General features: G+C 66.5%; 14 protein-coding genes and 2 tRNA genes. 4 read left to right on the forward strand and 12 right to left on the reverse strand.

What is annotated here, in order from left to right:
• Positions 1 to 128: 128 nt before the first annotated feature.
• The 4 genes from ABIE24_RS02300 to ABIE24_RS02315 all read right to left on the reverse strand — a co-directional run bounded on the left by ABIE24_RS02300 (position 129) and on the right by ABIE24_RS02315 (position 2,951).
• A complete protein-coding gene (locus ABIE24_RS02300) occupies positions 129 to 1,193 on the reverse strand; it encodes a tyrosine-type recombinase/integrase (protein WP_354496383.1) in 1,065 nt (354 codons plus the stop codon).
• Positions 1,114 to 1,617, reverse strand: coding sequence for a helix-turn-helix transcriptional regulator (locus ABIE24_RS02305; RefSeq protein ID WP_354496385.1), 504 nt, complete (start codon positions 1,615 to 1,617; stop codon positions 1,114 to 1,116). The genes ABIE24_RS02300 and ABIE24_RS02305 overlap by 80 nt, the downstream gene beginning before the upstream one ends.
• 54 nt (positions 1,618 to 1,671) lie before the next feature.
• Positions 1,672 to 1,745: transfer RNA gene (locus tag ABIE24_RS02310), tRNA-Ile, on the reverse strand.
• Between the two features lie 9 nt (positions 1,746 to 1,754).
• Positions 1,755 to 2,951, reverse strand: a complete 1,197-nt coding sequence (locus tag ABIE24_RS02315) for a glycosyltransferase (RefSeq protein WP_354496439.1) — start codon at positions 2,949 to 2,951, stop codon at positions 1,755 to 1,757.
• Between the two features lie 324 nt (positions 2,952 to 3,275).
• On the opposite strand from ABIE24_RS02315, the gene ABIE24_RS02320 reads away from it, so the two are divergent.
• Together ABIE24_RS02320 and ABIE24_RS02325 are read left to right on the forward strand one after the other, a co-directional pair.
• Complete coding sequence (locus ABIE24_RS02320; RefSeq protein WP_354496387.1) at positions 3,276 to 3,653, forward strand: YciI family protein; 378 nt, start codon at positions 3,276 to 3,278, stop codon at positions 3,651 to 3,653.
• Positions 3,635 to 4,879, forward strand: coding sequence for an RNA polymerase sigma factor (locus ABIE24_RS02325; RefSeq protein ID WP_354496389.1), 1,245 nt, complete (start codon positions 3,635 to 3,637; stop codon positions 4,877 to 4,879). Before ABIE24_RS02320 ends, ABIE24_RS02325 begins: the two co-directional genes overlap by 19 nt.
• Before the next feature lie 11 nt (positions 4,880 to 4,890).
• On the opposite strand, the gene ABIE24_RS02330 is transcribed toward ABIE24_RS02325, so the two are convergent.
• Positions 4,891 to 5,817 carry a DMT family transporter gene (locus ABIE24_RS02330; RefSeq protein ID WP_354496391.1) on the reverse strand — a complete coding sequence of 309 codons (927 nt, stop codon included), beginning with the start codon at positions 5,815 to 5,817 and terminating at the stop codon, positions 4,891 to 4,893.
• A gap of 42 nt (positions 5,818 to 5,859) precedes the next feature.
• Here ABIE24_RS02330 and def point away from each other — a divergent pair, with 42 nt between their 5' ends.
• Complete coding sequence (gene def / locus ABIE24_RS02335; RefSeq protein WP_354496392.1) at positions 5,860 to 6,426, forward strand: peptide deformylase; 567 nt, start codon at positions 5,860 to 5,862, stop codon at positions 6,424 to 6,426.
• A gap of 76 nt (positions 6,427 to 6,502) precedes the next feature.
• Here def and ABIE24_RS02340 read toward each other — a convergent pair.
• The 5 genes from ABIE24_RS02340 to dusB form a co-directional block, all read right to left on the reverse strand.
• Positions 6,503 to 6,575, reverse strand: a tRNA-Asn gene (locus ABIE24_RS02340).
• Between the two features lie 64 nt (positions 6,576 to 6,639).
• On the reverse strand, positions 6,640 to 7,476 hold the full coding sequence (locus ABIE24_RS02345) for an ATP-binding cassette domain-containing protein (protein WP_354496394.1): 837 nt from the start codon (positions 7,474 to 7,476) through the stop codon (positions 6,640 to 6,642).
• Between the two features lie 73 nt (positions 7,477 to 7,549).
• Entirely contained in the window at positions 7,550 to 9,406 is a 1,857-nt protein-coding gene (dnaG, locus tag ABIE24_RS02350) for a DNA primase (RefSeq protein ID WP_354496396.1), read from the reverse strand.
• A 68-nt stretch (positions 9,407 to 9,474) separates the two neighbouring features.
• Positions 9,475 to 10,728 carry a deoxyguanosinetriphosphate triphosphohydrolase gene (locus ABIE24_RS02355; protein WP_502916222.1) on the reverse strand — a complete coding sequence of 418 codons (1,254 nt, stop codon included), beginning with the start codon at positions 10,726 to 10,728 and terminating at the stop codon, positions 9,475 to 9,477.
• A complete protein-coding gene (gene dusB / locus ABIE24_RS02360) occupies positions 10,718 to 11,878 on the reverse strand; it encodes a tRNA dihydrouridine synthase DusB (RefSeq protein WP_354496398.1) in 1,161 nt (386 codons plus the stop codon). The genes ABIE24_RS02355 and dusB overlap by 11 nt, the downstream gene beginning before the upstream one ends.
• A 33-nt stretch (positions 11,879 to 11,911) precedes the next feature.
• On the opposite strand from dusB, the gene ABIE24_RS02365 reads away from it, so the two are divergent.
• Positions 11,912 to 12,397 (forward strand): aminoacyl-tRNA deacylase, encoded by a 486-nt coding sequence (locus ABIE24_RS02365; RefSeq protein ID WP_354496400.1) that lies wholly within the window; start codon positions 11,912 to 11,914, stop codon positions 12,395 to 12,397.
• Here the strand turns inward: ABIE24_RS02365 and ABIE24_RS02370 are convergent.
• Together ABIE24_RS02370 and ABIE24_RS02375 are read right to left on the reverse strand one after the other, a co-directional pair.
• The gene (locus tag ABIE24_RS02370) at positions 12,381 to 12,521 is read right to left on the reverse strand and encodes a hypothetical protein (protein ID WP_354496401.1); all 141 of its coding nucleotides are present in this window, start codon (positions 12,519 to 12,521) and stop codon (positions 12,381 to 12,383) included. The two genes, ABIE24_RS02365 and ABIE24_RS02370, sit on opposite strands and share 17 nt — an antisense overlap.
• Complete coding sequence (locus tag ABIE24_RS02375; RefSeq protein WP_354496403.1) at positions 12,518 to 13,195, reverse strand: DsbA family oxidoreductase; 678 nt, start codon at positions 13,193 to 13,195, stop codon at positions 12,518 to 12,520. The genes ABIE24_RS02370 and ABIE24_RS02375 overlap by 4 nt, the downstream gene beginning before the upstream one ends.
• Between the last annotated feature and the right edge of the window lie 637 nt (positions 13,196 to 13,832).

The raw sequence follows: 13,832 nt of genomic DNA on the forward strand, positions 1-13,832 counted from the left end.
GCCCCTGAGACGCGGCAAAACCCAGGATTGCCGGTGCTGCCACCGTGGAAGCACCGCGTTCACTCTTCATCCTTCGCGAATGCTCGGTCGAGGAGCGCGGCGGTCGCCGGATTCACCCGCTCGCTGCGTCACGAAGGCGGAGCCAGCCTTTGCAGTACGGTCGCCGGCTCTCGCTTGACCGTTCGGTCAGGCTCGGCGTAGTGCGCCTTTGTCGTCGACGTCGAGGTATGCCCGAGAATGTCCGCCGCAGCCTGCAGGCCGAGCTCGTTGGCGAGCAGCGTCGCCCCAGTACGCCGGAAGGCGTGCGGGGTGATCTCCATTCCCTCTAGACCCGCCATCTTGAGGGTCTCGCGGAATGTACGGCGGACGTTGTGAGGCCGGAGCGGCGTCCCATTCCGTGAGAACAGCAGATGTTCGGCCTCCTCGCCCGAGGTGAGCGCCAGTCGATGCCGGATAACCTCGGCCGCGAATGTCGGAACAGGAACGATTCGGTTCGATTCGTGCGTCTTCGGATGCTCCTGACGGTAGACACCGCCGCCTTTTCGTACGATGACCGTCCCGCTCACGTTTACTCGTGGCGGGTCGGCGGTCATGTCTACGTCGCATTTCCGTAGGGCCAGCGTTTCCCCGATGCGCGTCGCTGTGCCGAGCATCACCTCAATGATGTCGCGAATCTGGCCATCTGGCTTGGGCCCCATTCGGCCTTCCTCGTTGTGCCAAGCGCGCGCCGCCGCCCGGATTGCCGCGATCTGTTCGGGGGTAAGGGCTTTCGGGATGTGTTTAGGCTTCCTCATTCGGGAGGTCTCTTTCACGGGATTGCGTGCGATGAGTTCTCTCCGCACGGCGAAGCCCAACACCATGCTGAGGATCGTGCGGGAGTGTTTCGCTCTCGCATACGACCGCTTCCGTTGTACTTTCAAAAAGCGCTCAATGCGCCCCACGGTCACTTCCCGAATCGTGAAGTTCTCGAGAGACGGCAGGACCATACCGCGCAGCACTCGCTCGTAATTGTCCTTTGTGCTGTCGGCACGGTCGACGTCGAGATAGAGGTCCTCGAGCCACGCCTCGGCCAGCAACGAGAACGGCGAGCCCGCGCTGAGCGAGTCAGTCGTGTCACCGGTGTGTATTCGCTGCGCAAGGTCCACTTTGAGCGCGGATGCCGCCGCGCCGCGACTCGACGCGGTGGCGGTCACTTGTCGGGTTTGACCGTCCCAGTCCCGGAAGCGGGTCTAGGCGCGAAAACGTCCTGGACCGACTTGCGCGGTCTTGATCGCGCCGAACGTGCTGACCGGCAGACGCGGTCGGCCCGCCATCAGCGTTGTCCTGTCGGGCGGCTGAGACCCGGTAGCGGATCTCCCGTCCGACCCGTATGCCGGTTGGGCCGCGTCCATCGTTGCGCAGATCGTAAATCGCCTGGACCTGCACACCCAGGTAGTCGGCGAGCTCGCTTGTGGTTATCACGGGCTCAAGACCGAGCCCGGAGAGACGTTCGGTGTTCATAACCTGTAGGTAGCCGAGGGCATCCCAGACGAGTCGAACCGGGTCGTGCACGACGTTCGAAGGGCGCTCCTGCTGGCCTGCGATTTTGAATATTCGTTGAATAAACGTTAAGTGCATCAAGTCTCTGTCCTTTTGCTTGGACAAGAAACCCTGGTCAACCGATGTTTAGCGTAGGGCGGACGGGACTTGAACCCGTGACCGACGGATTATGAGTCCGCTGCTCTAACCAGCTGAGCTACCGCCCCGAGCGGTGCCTATTCGTCAGACACCTGGATGGGAATCGACTCCGTAACGGGATCCGTCACCGATTCTCCACGATACATGCTCTCAAACGTCGACAACGTGCGTTGGATGTCGTGCGCCTTGATCATCCGAAGCGATTCTCTCTTCATCGCCAGGATCTTCTCCGGCGAGGCGGTGAGAACATCCGTCAATCGGGCTGCCAACTCAGCGACATTTCCGGGCTCGAAGAGGTAGCCGTTCTCGTTGTTGTGCACGAGGTGCGGGAGCGCCATCGCGTTCGCGGCGACGACGGGAAGGGCGGATGCCATCGCCTCCATCGTCACAATGCTCTGGAGTTCGGCGATCGACGGCATGGCGAGCACCGTGGCGCGGGTGTAGGTCGACCGGAGTTCCTCGTCGCTGACGTACCCGGTGAAAGTGACCCGGTCGCCGAGACCGAGTTGTGCGGCGAGGTTCTCGAGGTTGCGTTTCTGGTCGCCTCCCCCCACGATCTCGAGCTTTGCGTCGAGTGACGGGTCGAGCGTCGCGAACGCCCTGATCAACACGTCGATCTGCTTCTCACCGGTGACGCGGCCCACAAAGAGGATCCGGTTCTCGGTGCGCGGCTCGAAATTCGGGGTGTACATGTGGGAGTCGATTCCACAGGAAATCGCGTGCACACCGGTCAGGCCGGTGTACTTCTCCAGGAAGTCTGCGGCGCGGCGGGTGGGCGTGGTGACGGCCTCGGCCAGGCTGAGGTTGCCACGCGCGAGCTTCCACGCCCAGCGCACGAGATGTTCCCGGAACTGCTCCGGGAGGAGGGTGAACTCGAGTGCGTTCTCGGGCATGAGGTGGTTGGTGGCGATGATCCGGATGCCCCGTTTCGTCGCCTCGTTCGACAGGCCGCGGCCCACGATGAGGTACGACTGCGAGTGGATGACATCGGGCTTCACCGCGTCGATGATGCGGGCAGCGTTGCGGTTGATGCTCCACGGCAGGGCGAAACGCAGCCAGTCATGCGGGTACCAGCGCCAGCTCTTGAGGCGGTGGACGGTCATCTGCTGGCCCTCGTGGGTTTCGGTCCAGGTGCCGCGCTTGCGCGACGCCGCCGGGGCGACGACGTGGACCTCATGCCCGCGCCCGACCATGCCCGCAGCGAGACGCTCAGCAAAACGCGCTGCCCCGTTCACGTCGGGCGAGAAAGTGTCAGCACCGATGATGATGCGCATCGGTCGCTTGCCGTCGGGTGGGGTGATCGTCGAACCGGTGCCGGTCGGATTCAGTGCGTCAGGCAAGGTGGGGATTTTCCTCCGTCATCGGCCGGTACTCGAGCCACCGGCCACATCCCTTGGCTGATGGCCTCCCGGGATCGGTCGGTACATTCTAACCGGCGGGCTGCCCGTCCGGCAGGACCCCCGCTCGCGTGCCGGAAATGCCGGTGCCCCTTTTCGGGGTGAGCACAGCATCGTGTCGATTCGACGACCCGCCGATCGTCATCAGGGTAGCGGCCCACATCGGCCGCCGTTAACCTGACGAATCAGAAAGGAACTCCCATGCGCTACGCACTTCTGCTGAACAACCCCGAGCCGTCTGACGTGGGCATCACCGAGGAAGACATGGAGCCGGCGCGCGCGGCATTCGACGAGTACGCGAAGTCGCTCGAAGCGGCAGGCGTGCTGGTCTCGGTCGACATTCTGCAGCCGGTGGCTGTGTCGACGACCCTGACGCTGCGGAACGGCAGCCTGCAGATCCAGGACGGGCCGTTCGCCGACACCAAGGAGAAACTCAACGGCGTGTTCGTTCTCGAGCTGCCCGACCTGGACGCAGCCCTGGCCTGGGCCGAGAAATGCCCGGCAGCCCAATACGGGGTGATCGAGATTCGCCCATCGGCGTTGTTCTTCGCGGATGGACGATGGCAGAGCACGACCTGACCGCTCGTCGTGCGGTGGAGCGGATCGCCCGTGAGGACCACGGGCGTCTGCTCAGCCTCCTCGCCGCACGGACTGGCGACCTCAGCGCCGCTGAGGACGCAATCTCGGATGCCTTCGTGCAGGCCCTCGCGGCCTGGCCGAATTCGGGGGTTCCCGCGAATCCGGAGGGCTGGATCTTCACGGTGGCTCGCAACAGGCTCCGTGATCGCTTTCGCTCGGCGGCTGAACGCACGTCCGTGCCTCTCGACAACGACGACATCGCACGCGTCGACGCCGACGAGACGGACTTCGACGCCATCCCGGACAAGCGGCTCGCTCTGCTCTTCACCTGCGCCCACCCGGCGATCGACCCGGCCGTTCGCACTCCGCTCATGCTGCAGACGGTGCTCGGCCTCGACGCGGGCCGGATCGCCGCGGCCTACGCCATTCCGGGCCCGTCGATGGCGCAGCGCCTCGTCCGGGCAAAGCGACGCATCCGCGACGCCCGCATCCCGTTTCGCGTGCCCGAGCGCTCCGAGATGCCTGCCCGCCTCAGCGCGGTGCTCGAAGCGGTCTACGGCGCCTACGCCATCGACTGGCACGGCATCTCGGGGACGTCGGTCCGTGAGTCGCTCACGGCCGAGGCACTGTACCTCGCCGAGCTGCTGGCCGAGTTGCTCCCCGACGAACCGGAGACCCTCGGACTCGCCGCACTACTGCTCCTGTCACTCTCCCGTTCCCCGGCGCGGGTCGGGCGTGGTGGCGAATGGGTGGCCCTCGACGACCAGGACCCGTCGCTCTGGGATGCCGCGATGATCGAACGCGGCGAACGGTACCTCCTGCGGGCACACGGGCTGGGGGCCATCGGCCGGTTTCAGCTGGAAGCGGCCATCCAGTCCGTGCACTGCGCCCGGGCGAAGACCGGTATCACCGACTGGTCGGCGCTTCGGACCCTCCATGAAGCACTGCTGCGCATCGCCCCCACCTTCGGCGCAGAGGTCGCGCTCGCCGCTGTCATCGGTGAGACGGACGGGCCAGACGCGGGGCTCGCGGCGCTCGACGCTCTTCGCACCGCCGGGGTGGAGCGCTTCCAGCCGGCCTGGGCGACGCGGGCCCACCTGCTGGCCGCGGCATCCCGCTTCGCCGAGGCGGAGACCGCCTACGAGAAGGCGGTCTCGCTCACGACGGACGCCCAGACCCGGGCATGGCTGGCGGAACGCGCCGCCGAGGCAGCCCGGAGAGGCTGACGGTCGAGGGACTACGGCTGTACTTGCGGATGGTGCCGCGCGAGCTGGAAGACACCCCACACCGCCAGGGCACCGGCGACACCGAACCCGATGACCGCCCAGAGCGGCGCGCCACTGGCTTCGTCGAGGACGACGATGCCGATCGCCACAGCCACCATCGGATCGACGACCGTGAGACCGGCGATGACGAGGTCGGGTGGGCCCGACGAATAGGCGGTCTGCACGAAGTATGCGCCGATCCCGGTGGCGGCGAGAAGCGCGATTACACACAGCATGGTGAGCCAGTCGAAGTTCTCGTTCATGATCCTGTTGATGACCACCTTGGCGAGCGTTGCCACGAAACCGTAGATGATGCCGGCAGCGAGGATGAAGAAGAGCGCTTTCGACCGTTTGCGGAAGAACACGAACCCGAGCCCGAAGAGGACGAGCACGAAGGCGAGCATGATGAGAATCGTCAACAGGTCCTGGTCGGTCACGGCTTTCTCACCGGCGACGAGTGCGGCGATCGTGACGAAGAGGCCGACACCGCCGACACAGGCGGTGATCGCGATCACCGAGGGGCGGTTGAGCTTCACTTTGTGGATGCGCGCGTTGAGCACTGCCGTGATGACGAGCGCGATGGCGCCGAGCGGCTGAACGATGATCAGCGGCGACCAGACCAGCGCCGTCAGCTGGAACGCGATGGCGAAGCCGAGCATCAGGCTCCCGAGAACCCAGGACGGACGGGCCAGGAGGAGCTTCAGCTGGCCCACGTTGAGTCCGCTGCGTGCGTCGACGCCGCTGCTCGCTTCGACCTTCGTCACGCCGCGGTGTTGGAACTGGGCACCGAGCGACAGAAAAACGGCGCCGACGATGGCCAACGGGATGCCGATGAGTTGGGTGGGATTGCGAACGAACTCCGCCGTCAGGTCGTTGAAGTCGTTACTCGCAAAGATCACGAGGCGAGCCTACAACGGGCCTGTCTTGGTTAGGCTCAACGAATGGCCATTCTCCCCATTCGCATCACGGGCGACCCGGTGCTGCACTCCCCCGCCGAGCCCGTGACCGACTTCGACGACACGCTCCGGCAACTGGTCTCCGACATGTTCGAGACCATGGATGCCGCCCCTGGCGTCGGTCTCGCCGCCCCGCAGGTGGGCGTGCCGCTTCGGCTCTTCGTGTACGGCTATGACACCGACGAGCACGGGCCCTGGCGTGGCGTCGTGATCAACCCTGAGATGTGGATCAGCCCGCCCCCCGCCGGTGATCCCGACGAGGAACTCGAGTCGGAAGGGTGCCTGTCGTTCCCCGGCGAACGATTCCCGCTCCGTCGCGCTGACGAAGCGATCGTGACTGGAGTCGACCTGGAGCAGCAACCGGTCGAGCTCCGCGTCGACGGCTGGCGCGCACGTATTCTCCAGCACGAATATGACCACCTCGACGGTTACCTGTACGTCGACCGGCTCACCCGCCACGAGCGAAAGGTCGTCGCGAAAATCACCCGCAAAATGGGGTGGGGCGTTCCCGGCGTCAACTGGATGCCCGGCGTGGACAACCTCGACGACTGAATCCGGCGCCCCCCGGCACCGCCCGCAGGGCAAAAAAGAAAAGACCACAGGGGTGGAGCCCTTGTGGTCTTCTCAGCTCCTCGACTTGGACTCGAACCAAGAACCTACCGGTTAACAGCCGATTGCTCTGCCAATTGAGCTATCGAGGATTATGTCGTGCGCATTTACTTTACCAAAGGAATCGCAGACACCAAATCGACGCGGAGATCGGAGTCAGTGGGCATCGGATGACGCCTGCGAATCCGCTTCGGCCAGACCGACGAGGAACGGATGCGAACCCTGGGCGAGCAACTCGTCGATCGGCCCGAGCCCGACGATCCGGCCGCCGTTCAGCGCTGCGACCCGGCAGGTGGTCCGACGCAACAGCGGAAGGTCGTGGCTGATGAGCACGGCCGAGAAGTCGCCGTCCTCGCGGAGGCCGGCGATGAGCGTACTGATGGCACCCCGGACCGTGACGTCGATCCCCGCGGTGGGCTCGTCAGCCACCCAGAGCTTCGGGCCCAGGACGAGCGAGCGCGCGACGGCCACCCTCTGGCGTTGGCCGCTGGAGAGCTCGAACGGAAACTTGTCGAGCACGGCAAGCGGCAATTGCACAGCGTCGAGCATCGTCGCGACCCGGAGGCCGAGCGCCCTGCGGTTGAAGTGGCGGTCGCGCTGCAGGATCGGTTCGCCGATGAGGTCTGCGGCGGTCAGCTCCGGTGTGAGCCGCGAGGCGGCATCCTGCGGCAGGTAGGCCACGTGGAACGTCAGCCGGGTCAGTTCACGGCGACGGATGCCGCGCAACCGGTGGCCGAGGACCGTCGCGTCGCCTCCGATGATTACCGGGGCGGGGTCGCCGCCCTTGGGGCTGACGAGGTCGCCGGCCAGCACCCGGGCGAGGGTGGACTTGCCGGAGCCGGTCTCGCCCACGATGCCCACCACTTCGTCGGCGCCGACTCCCAGGTCGACTCCGTCGAGGGCCCGGTGCGGCGCAGCAAGGCGTCGCCCCGGGTACTCGACCGCGAGGTCGTCCACCCGCACAGCTTGCCCAGGGGCTTCGGTTGCAGTCATGGCACCATCCTGCCCTAAACGGGGCACAGTGCTTTCTGTGCCGGTCACGTCGGGGCCGGCCAGTCGGGGCCGGTCAGCGCTCGCGGAGCCTGCGGCGTTCCACCTCGAGCGCCATGAGCTCCCGCTGGAGCGCCCGGTAACTCTCACGTTCCTTCGGGTCGATCCTCTGCAGACGCCCGAGCATGTCGTGCGACTGGCGCAGCAGGTCCCGGTCGATGAGGGCGACCGTGATCTCGCGCACGTAGGCGGTCATGTCGTTCTCGGACCGTTCGGGGATCGGGGCGACGGCGAGCTGTTGCACGAGGCTGGTCATCGGCGTCGGCACGGTCTCGGTGACCCGGTCGAACCAGCCCGGAGCGCCGAAGCTGTCGAGCGTCGCGGCGATGGCGTCCCGGATGACGGCGAGGGTGGGATTGACGAACCCGGTCAGGACCGCCCGTTGCACAAGCTCACGACCGGCGAGTTCGGGATGCTGCAGGATCGCCATCAGGGCATCGCGCTCGAGCCGGGTGGCCGGATCTCCTGGCAGGTCCCGCAGCGACGCCGGGCGTTCTGCCGGCACGTCACCCGGGGTCGTTCCGGTCGCGTTCTTTGACGCCGGGGCCCGGCTGCCGGTCTTTCCTGCGCGGCTGATCGCCGCCTGGACTTCGGCGAGGTCGACACCGAGGTGCCGCGAGAGCACCCGCGTGTAGCCAGGGCGGAGCGACGGGTCACGGATGTCGGCGATGATCGGGGCGGATGCCGTCAGCGCTCCGACCCGGCCCTCCACCGTTTCGAGGTCATAGGCGGCGAGGGTCTGCCGGATGACGAACTCGAACATCGGTTCCTTGGCGTCGATGAGCCGCCGGACCGCGTCGTCTCCGCGGTTGAGCCGAAGGTCGCACGGGTCGAGGCCGTCGGGCGCGACGGCCACGTAGGTCTGGGCCGAGAAGCGCTGCTCTTCGGCGAATGCGCGCATGGCGGCCTTCTGACCGGCGGCATCCGGGTCGAAGGTGAAGATGACCTCACCCTTGCCGCTGTCGTCGCCCATCACCCGGCGAAGGGTTTTGATGTGGTCGACGCCGAACGAGGTTCCGCAGGTGGCGACCGCGGTGGTGACCCCGGCGAGGTGGCACGCCATCACGTCGGTGTAGCCCTCCACGACCACGACGCGGCCGCTGCGGGAGACGTCGCGTTTGGCGAGGTCGAGCCCATAGAGCACCTGCGCCTTGTGATAGACGGCGGTTTCGGGGGTGTTGAGGTACTTCGGGCCCTTGTCGTCGTCGAGCAGCTTGCGGGCACCGAACCCCACCGTCTGGCCGGTCACGTCGCGGATCGGCCAGATCAGTCGCCCACGGAACCGGTCGTAGACGCCGCGGTCGCCCTGCGAGACGAGCCCTGACGCCGTGATCTCCTCGACGCTGAATCCCTTGCCGCGCAAGAAGCCGGTGAGCGAATCCCAGCTCTTCGGCGCGAACCCCACGCCGAAGCGTTCCGCGGCGAGGTGGTCGAAACCGCGCTCACCGAGGAAACGCCGCCCCGGGTCTGCTCCGGGGGTGGCGAGCTGCTCACGGAAGAACGTCTCGGCAGCCGCGTTCGCGGCGAGAAGCCGGGCACGGTTGCTGTGGTCGGGCGCATTGTCGCCGTCTTCGTAGGTGAGCTGGAAGCCGACCCGCGCCGCCAGCCGCTCGACGGCATCCGCGAAGGTGACGTGGTCCATCTTCTGCAGGAACGAGATGACGTCGCCGGATTCGCCGCACCCGAAGCAGTGGTAGAACCCGAGTTGGGGGCGCACGTGAAAGCTGGGGCTGCGCTCGTCGTGGAACGGGCAGAGGCCCTTGAGCGAGCCGACGCCTGCGGACTTGAGGCTGACGAAATCACCGACGATGTCGGCGATATTCGTGCGTGACTTGACCTCGTCTATGTCGCTTGAGCGAATGCGGCCGGCCATCATCCCATCCTACCGAGGATCGCCATCCGGACGGCCTCCCCACAGGGAGGGCCTGCGTGCGGTTGTGGCTAAGCCGTCAGGGCGAGGCGCTCGTGCCAGGCGAGGGCCGACTGGTCGGTGAGGCTCGCAACCTGGTCGACGACGACCCGCTTGCGGGAGGCGTCATCGGCGGCCTCGGCCCAGTCGTCGGCGAAGCCGCGGTCGAGGGACTCCGGCCCGGCCTGGAACAGTCCTTCGGCGAGGTCGGTGAGGATGTCACGTTGCTGCCGGTAGATCGGCTGGCGCGCGTCACTGGCCATGACGAACGCGGCGACGACACCCTTGAGCACGGCGATCTCGGCCTGGACTTCGTGCGGCACGATCACGCTGGCGCCGAACCGGATGAGGCTGGACTGCGGGAACGCCTCACGGGTCGCCTGCGTCGCCGACTGCGAGAAATGCCCGATCATCTGGCTGGTGAAGTTCTTCAGCTTGGCCAGGTCGTGCCGAGAGGCATCCCAGCTCGTCATCCAGACGTCGTACCCGGCGAGCCGGTCGAACGCCGCAGCCATGTCATCGGTCGTGAAACTCTCCCCCGCCCACGCCTGGACGGCTCGGATCAGGGAGTCGTGGCCTGCCCGGGCGCTGAGGAAGGCGGGGTCGATGTACTCGTTCACGATGGCGTCCTCGAAGTCGTGCACCGAGTAGGCGATGTCGTCGGAGAGGTCCATCACCTCGGCTTCGATGCACCGCTGGCGGTCCGGGGCGCCGGCCCGGAGCCAGTCGAACGCGTCGGTGTCTTCGTTGAAGAAGCCGAACTTCGCCCGCCCGCCCGGGTCATGCACGGCCAGCGCAGCGGGCCAGGGGTACTTGCAGCTCGCATCGAGGCTCGCGCGGGTCAGGTTCAGCCCGTGGGAACGCCCGTCGGGGCCGAACACCTTCGGCTCGAGGCGGGTGAGGATCCGGAGCGTCTGCGCGTTCCCTTCGAACCCGCCGATGTCCGCCGCCCAGTCGTTGAGCGCCCGTTCGCCGTTGTGCCCGAACGGCGGGTGGCCGAGGTCGTGCGCGAGGCAGGCGGTGTCGACGATGTCGGGTTCGAGGCCGAGGCTTGTGGCCAGTTCACGGCCAACTTGGGCGACTTCGAGCGAGTGGGTGAGCCGGTTGCGGGCGAAGTCGAGCCCCGCCGCCGGACTGAGCACCTGCGTCTTCGCCGCCAGGCGCCTGAGCGCGCTGGAGTGCAGCAGTCGCGCCCGGTCGCGGGCGAAATTGGTGCGTCGGGACGAGTGGATTTCGGGCACGGCACGCTCGTTGTCGTGCTCCGAGTATTCGCCGCTACCCACCACTGGTGTCCGCCTCGGTCTCGGTCAGCGTTCCGCGCTCGACAGCGCCGAGGGTCCGGGAGTTGAGCCAGCCGTCGGGAAGCACGGTGCGCTTGGGCGACCCGGCCCGGCCACGCTGGCCTTCGGCGTCCGCGCCCGGGTATGGCAGCGTCCAGTCCAGGGTCGCGAGCAGGTCGTCCAGCTGGTCGAGCGACTGCACAGTGGCAAGCTGGGCTCGCAGGTCTCCGCCGACCGGGTATCCCTTGAAGTACCAGGCGACATGCTTGCGGATGTCGCGGCATCCGCGTTCTTCGCTCTCGAAGAAGTCGGCGAGCAGCTCGGCATGCCGGCGGAACGTCGTCGCGACCTGGCCCAGCGTGGGTGTGAAGCGGGTGTCGCTGCCGGTGAACGCCGCGGCGAGGTCGCCGAACAGCCACGGCCGGCCGAGGCAGCCCCGCCCGACCACGACGCCGTCGCAGCCGGTTTCGGCCATCATCCGGAGGGCGTCTTCGCCCGACCAGATGTCGCCGTTGCCGAGCACGGGAACGCTCGTCACCGTCTCCTTGAGCTTTGTGATGGCCGACCAGTCGGCCGTGCCGGAGTAGAACTCGGAGGCGGTGCGGGCGTGCAGTGCGATGCTGGCGACGCCGGCGCCTTCGGCCGCCTTTCCCGCTTCAAGATAGGTGAGATGGTCGGCGTCGATGCCCTTGCGCATCTTGATGGTGAGCGGCACGTCGCCTGCCGCCTTCACGGCGCCCTCGACGATGTCGCGGAACAGGTCCTGCTTCCACGGCAGGGCGCTTCCGCCGCCCTTGCGGGTGACCTTGGGTACCGGGCATCCGAAATTGAGGTCGATGTGGTCGGCGCGGTCTTCGGCGACGAGGATGGTGACTGCCTCCGACACGGTCTTCGGGTCGACGCCGTAGAGCTGGATGCTGCGCGTGGTCTCCGACTCGTGATGGTTGATCAGCCGCATCGTCTCTTTGTTGCGTTCGACGAGCGCGCGGGAGGTGATCATCTCACTGACGTAGAGCCCGGCACCGAACTCGCGGCAGAGCCGGCGGAACGCGGTGTTCGTGATCCCGGCCATGGGCGCGAGGACGACCGGCACGTCGAGCTCGAGCGAACCGATCGTCAGTGCCGGGGTGGGGCTTATCGTGGGGGTGGCAGACATGTCCTTCAATTCTCCCAGAAAGCTGGCTCAAGCATGACCGAACCCGAATCCGGTGCAGTGATCGAGCGGATGCGGGCCGATGCCCGGTCGCGAGGCCTCCCGGTGGAGGTGGTGCAGCGGCCGCACGCGTCGAGCCTCGAGGAAGCAGCCGGCCTCCTCGGCATCGAGCCGCGTGAGATCGTGAAGACACTCGTCGTGAAGCGGCACGACGGCGACTACCTGTTCGCGCTCGTGCCTGGCGGCCGCAAGATCTCCTGGCCGAAACTGCGCGCCCTCGTCGGTGTGAACAAGCTGTCGATGCCCTCGGCGGATGCCGCCCTCGCGGCCACCGGCTACGGTCGCGGCACGATCACCCCGCTCGGCAGCACCACGGCCTGGCCGGTCTGGGTGGATCAGTCGGTGATCGGCCACCGGGTCGCCCTCGGCGCCGGGGACCACGGCCACAGCGCCTTCGTCGACGTCGACGCTCTCGTCGACGCCTTCGGCGCAACCGTCGCCGATATCACCGACCCCGAGTAAAAGCCTTCTCCACAGCCGCCGTGACCTCGGCGAGCGACGGAATCGCGCAGGCGTCGCCCTCGCAGGTGACGGCATCCGTGACACCGAGCAGGGTCAGTGCCGGTCGTGACGTCGGGGCGCTCATGCTGTGACTGCTTTGCGTTCGGCCCAGACCTGGTCGAGAACCTGGGTGAAGCTGGCGGCTTCCTGGGCGCCCGAGACGCCGTACTTGCCGTCGATGACGAAGAAGGGCACGCCCTGGATGCCGTATTCCTGGCCGAGCGCCTGGTCGGCACGGACGGCGTCGAGATACTCGTCCTCGTTGAGCGCGCGGATCACGTCGGCGCGGTCGAGCCCGATCTCGGCGGCGAGGTCAGCGAGGTCTTCGACCCGGCCGACGTGCCTGCCCTCGACGAAGTAGGCCTTGAGCAGTCGCTCCTTCGCCTCGATCTGCTTGCCATGGGCTTTTGCGTAGTGCAGGAGCTGGTGCGCCTTGACCGTGTTGGTGTGCTGGAGGGCGTCGTAGTCGTAGTCCAGTCCGGCGGCATTGGCGATGCCGGTGACCCGGTCGATCATCTGGGTCGCCTGGCCTGTCGGGACGCCCTTGTGCCCCGACAGGAAGTCGACGGCGCTGCCTTCGAAGTCGACGGGGGTATCTGGGGAGAGTTCATAGCTGTGGTACTCCACGGTCACCTCGGGGGCGTCGTCGCCGGCGTTCGCGGCGAAGGCGGCAGCTCCCGCCTCGAATTTGCGCTTGCCGATGTAGCACCAGGGGCATGCAATGTCTGACCAGATGTCGATCTTGATGGATTCACTCACTCTGGATGCAACACCCTCGATGGCTCAGTATTCCTGCCGACGCATGCAGCGGTCTCTGGGCGACAGGAAACCGGCACCGGCCCACCTCCGGCATCCGTTCCGGTGACGCGAAAGCACCGTATGACGGCCGAAAACGTGCGTTTGCGTCACTGGAAGGGGCGCAGCCGGTAACGGCATCCGTTCCGGTGACGCGAAAGCACCGTATGACGGCCCAAAACGGGGCTTTGCGTCACTGGAACGGGCGCAGCCGTGAACGGCATCCGTTCCGGTGACGCGAAAGCACCGTATGACGGCTCAAACCGTGCGTTTGCGTCACCGGAACGGGCGCAGCCGTGAACGGCATCCGTTCCGGTGACGCGAAAGCACCGTATGACGGCCCAAAACGGGGCTTTGCGTCACTGGAACGGGCGAAGCCGGTAACGGCATCCGTTCCGGTGACGCGAAAGCAGCGTATGACGGCCGAAAGCGTGCGTTTGCGTCACTGGAACGGGCGAAGCCGGTAACGGCATCCGTTCCGGTGACGCAAAAGCACCGTATGACGGGGCGGTTTCAAGCGGTCATTGCAACAGCACCTGTTCGATGACTTCGGCCGGCTTCGCGAACTCGAGTCGTTTGCGGGGCCGGTCGTTCATTTCCC

Source organism: Mycetocola sp. 2940 (assembly GCF_040548835.1).
GTDB lineage: Bacteria > Actinomycetota > Actinomycetes > Actinomycetales > Microbacteriaceae > Mycetocola_A.

Excerpts from the sequence above, each read along its gene's own strand:
- ABIE24_RS02305 (WP_354496385.1), bottom strand. The coding sequence starts at position 1,617 with ATGCACTTAACGTTTATTCAACGAATATTCAAAATCGCAGGCCAGCAG.
- ABIE24_RS02315 (WP_354496439.1), bottom strand. The coding sequence starts at position 2,951 with ATGCGCATCATCATCGGTGCTGACACTTTCTCGCCCGACGTGAACGGG.
- ABIE24_RS02320 (WP_354496387.1), top strand. The coding sequence starts at position 3,276 with ATGCGCTACGCACTTCTGCTGAACAACCCCGAGCCGTCTGACGTGGGC.
- ABIE24_RS02325 (WP_354496389.1), top strand. The coding sequence starts at position 3,635 with ATGGCAGAGCACGACCTGACCGCTCGTCGTGCGGTGGAGCGGATCGCC.
- def (WP_354496392.1), top strand. The coding sequence starts at position 5,860 with ATGGCCATTCTCCCCATTCGCATCACGGGCGACCCGGTGCTGCACTCC.
- ABIE24_RS02345 (WP_354496394.1), bottom strand. The coding sequence starts at position 7,476 with ATGACTGCAACCGAAGCCCCTGGGCAAGCTGTGCGGGTGGACGACCTC.
- dnaG (WP_354496396.1), bottom strand. The coding sequence starts at position 9,406 with ATGGCCGGCCGCATTCGCTCAAGCGACATAGACGAGGTCAAGTCACGC.
- dusB (WP_354496398.1), bottom strand. The coding sequence starts at position 11,878 with ATGTCTGCCACCCCCACGATAAGCCCCACCCCGGCACTGACGATCGGT.
- ABIE24_RS02365 (WP_354496400.1), top strand. The coding sequence starts at position 11,912 with ATGACCGAACCCGAATCCGGTGCAGTGATCGAGCGGATGCGGGCCGAT.
- ABIE24_RS02370 (WP_354496401.1), bottom strand. The coding sequence starts at position 12,521 with ATGAGCGCCCCGACGTCACGACCGGCACTGACCCTGCTCGGTGTCACG.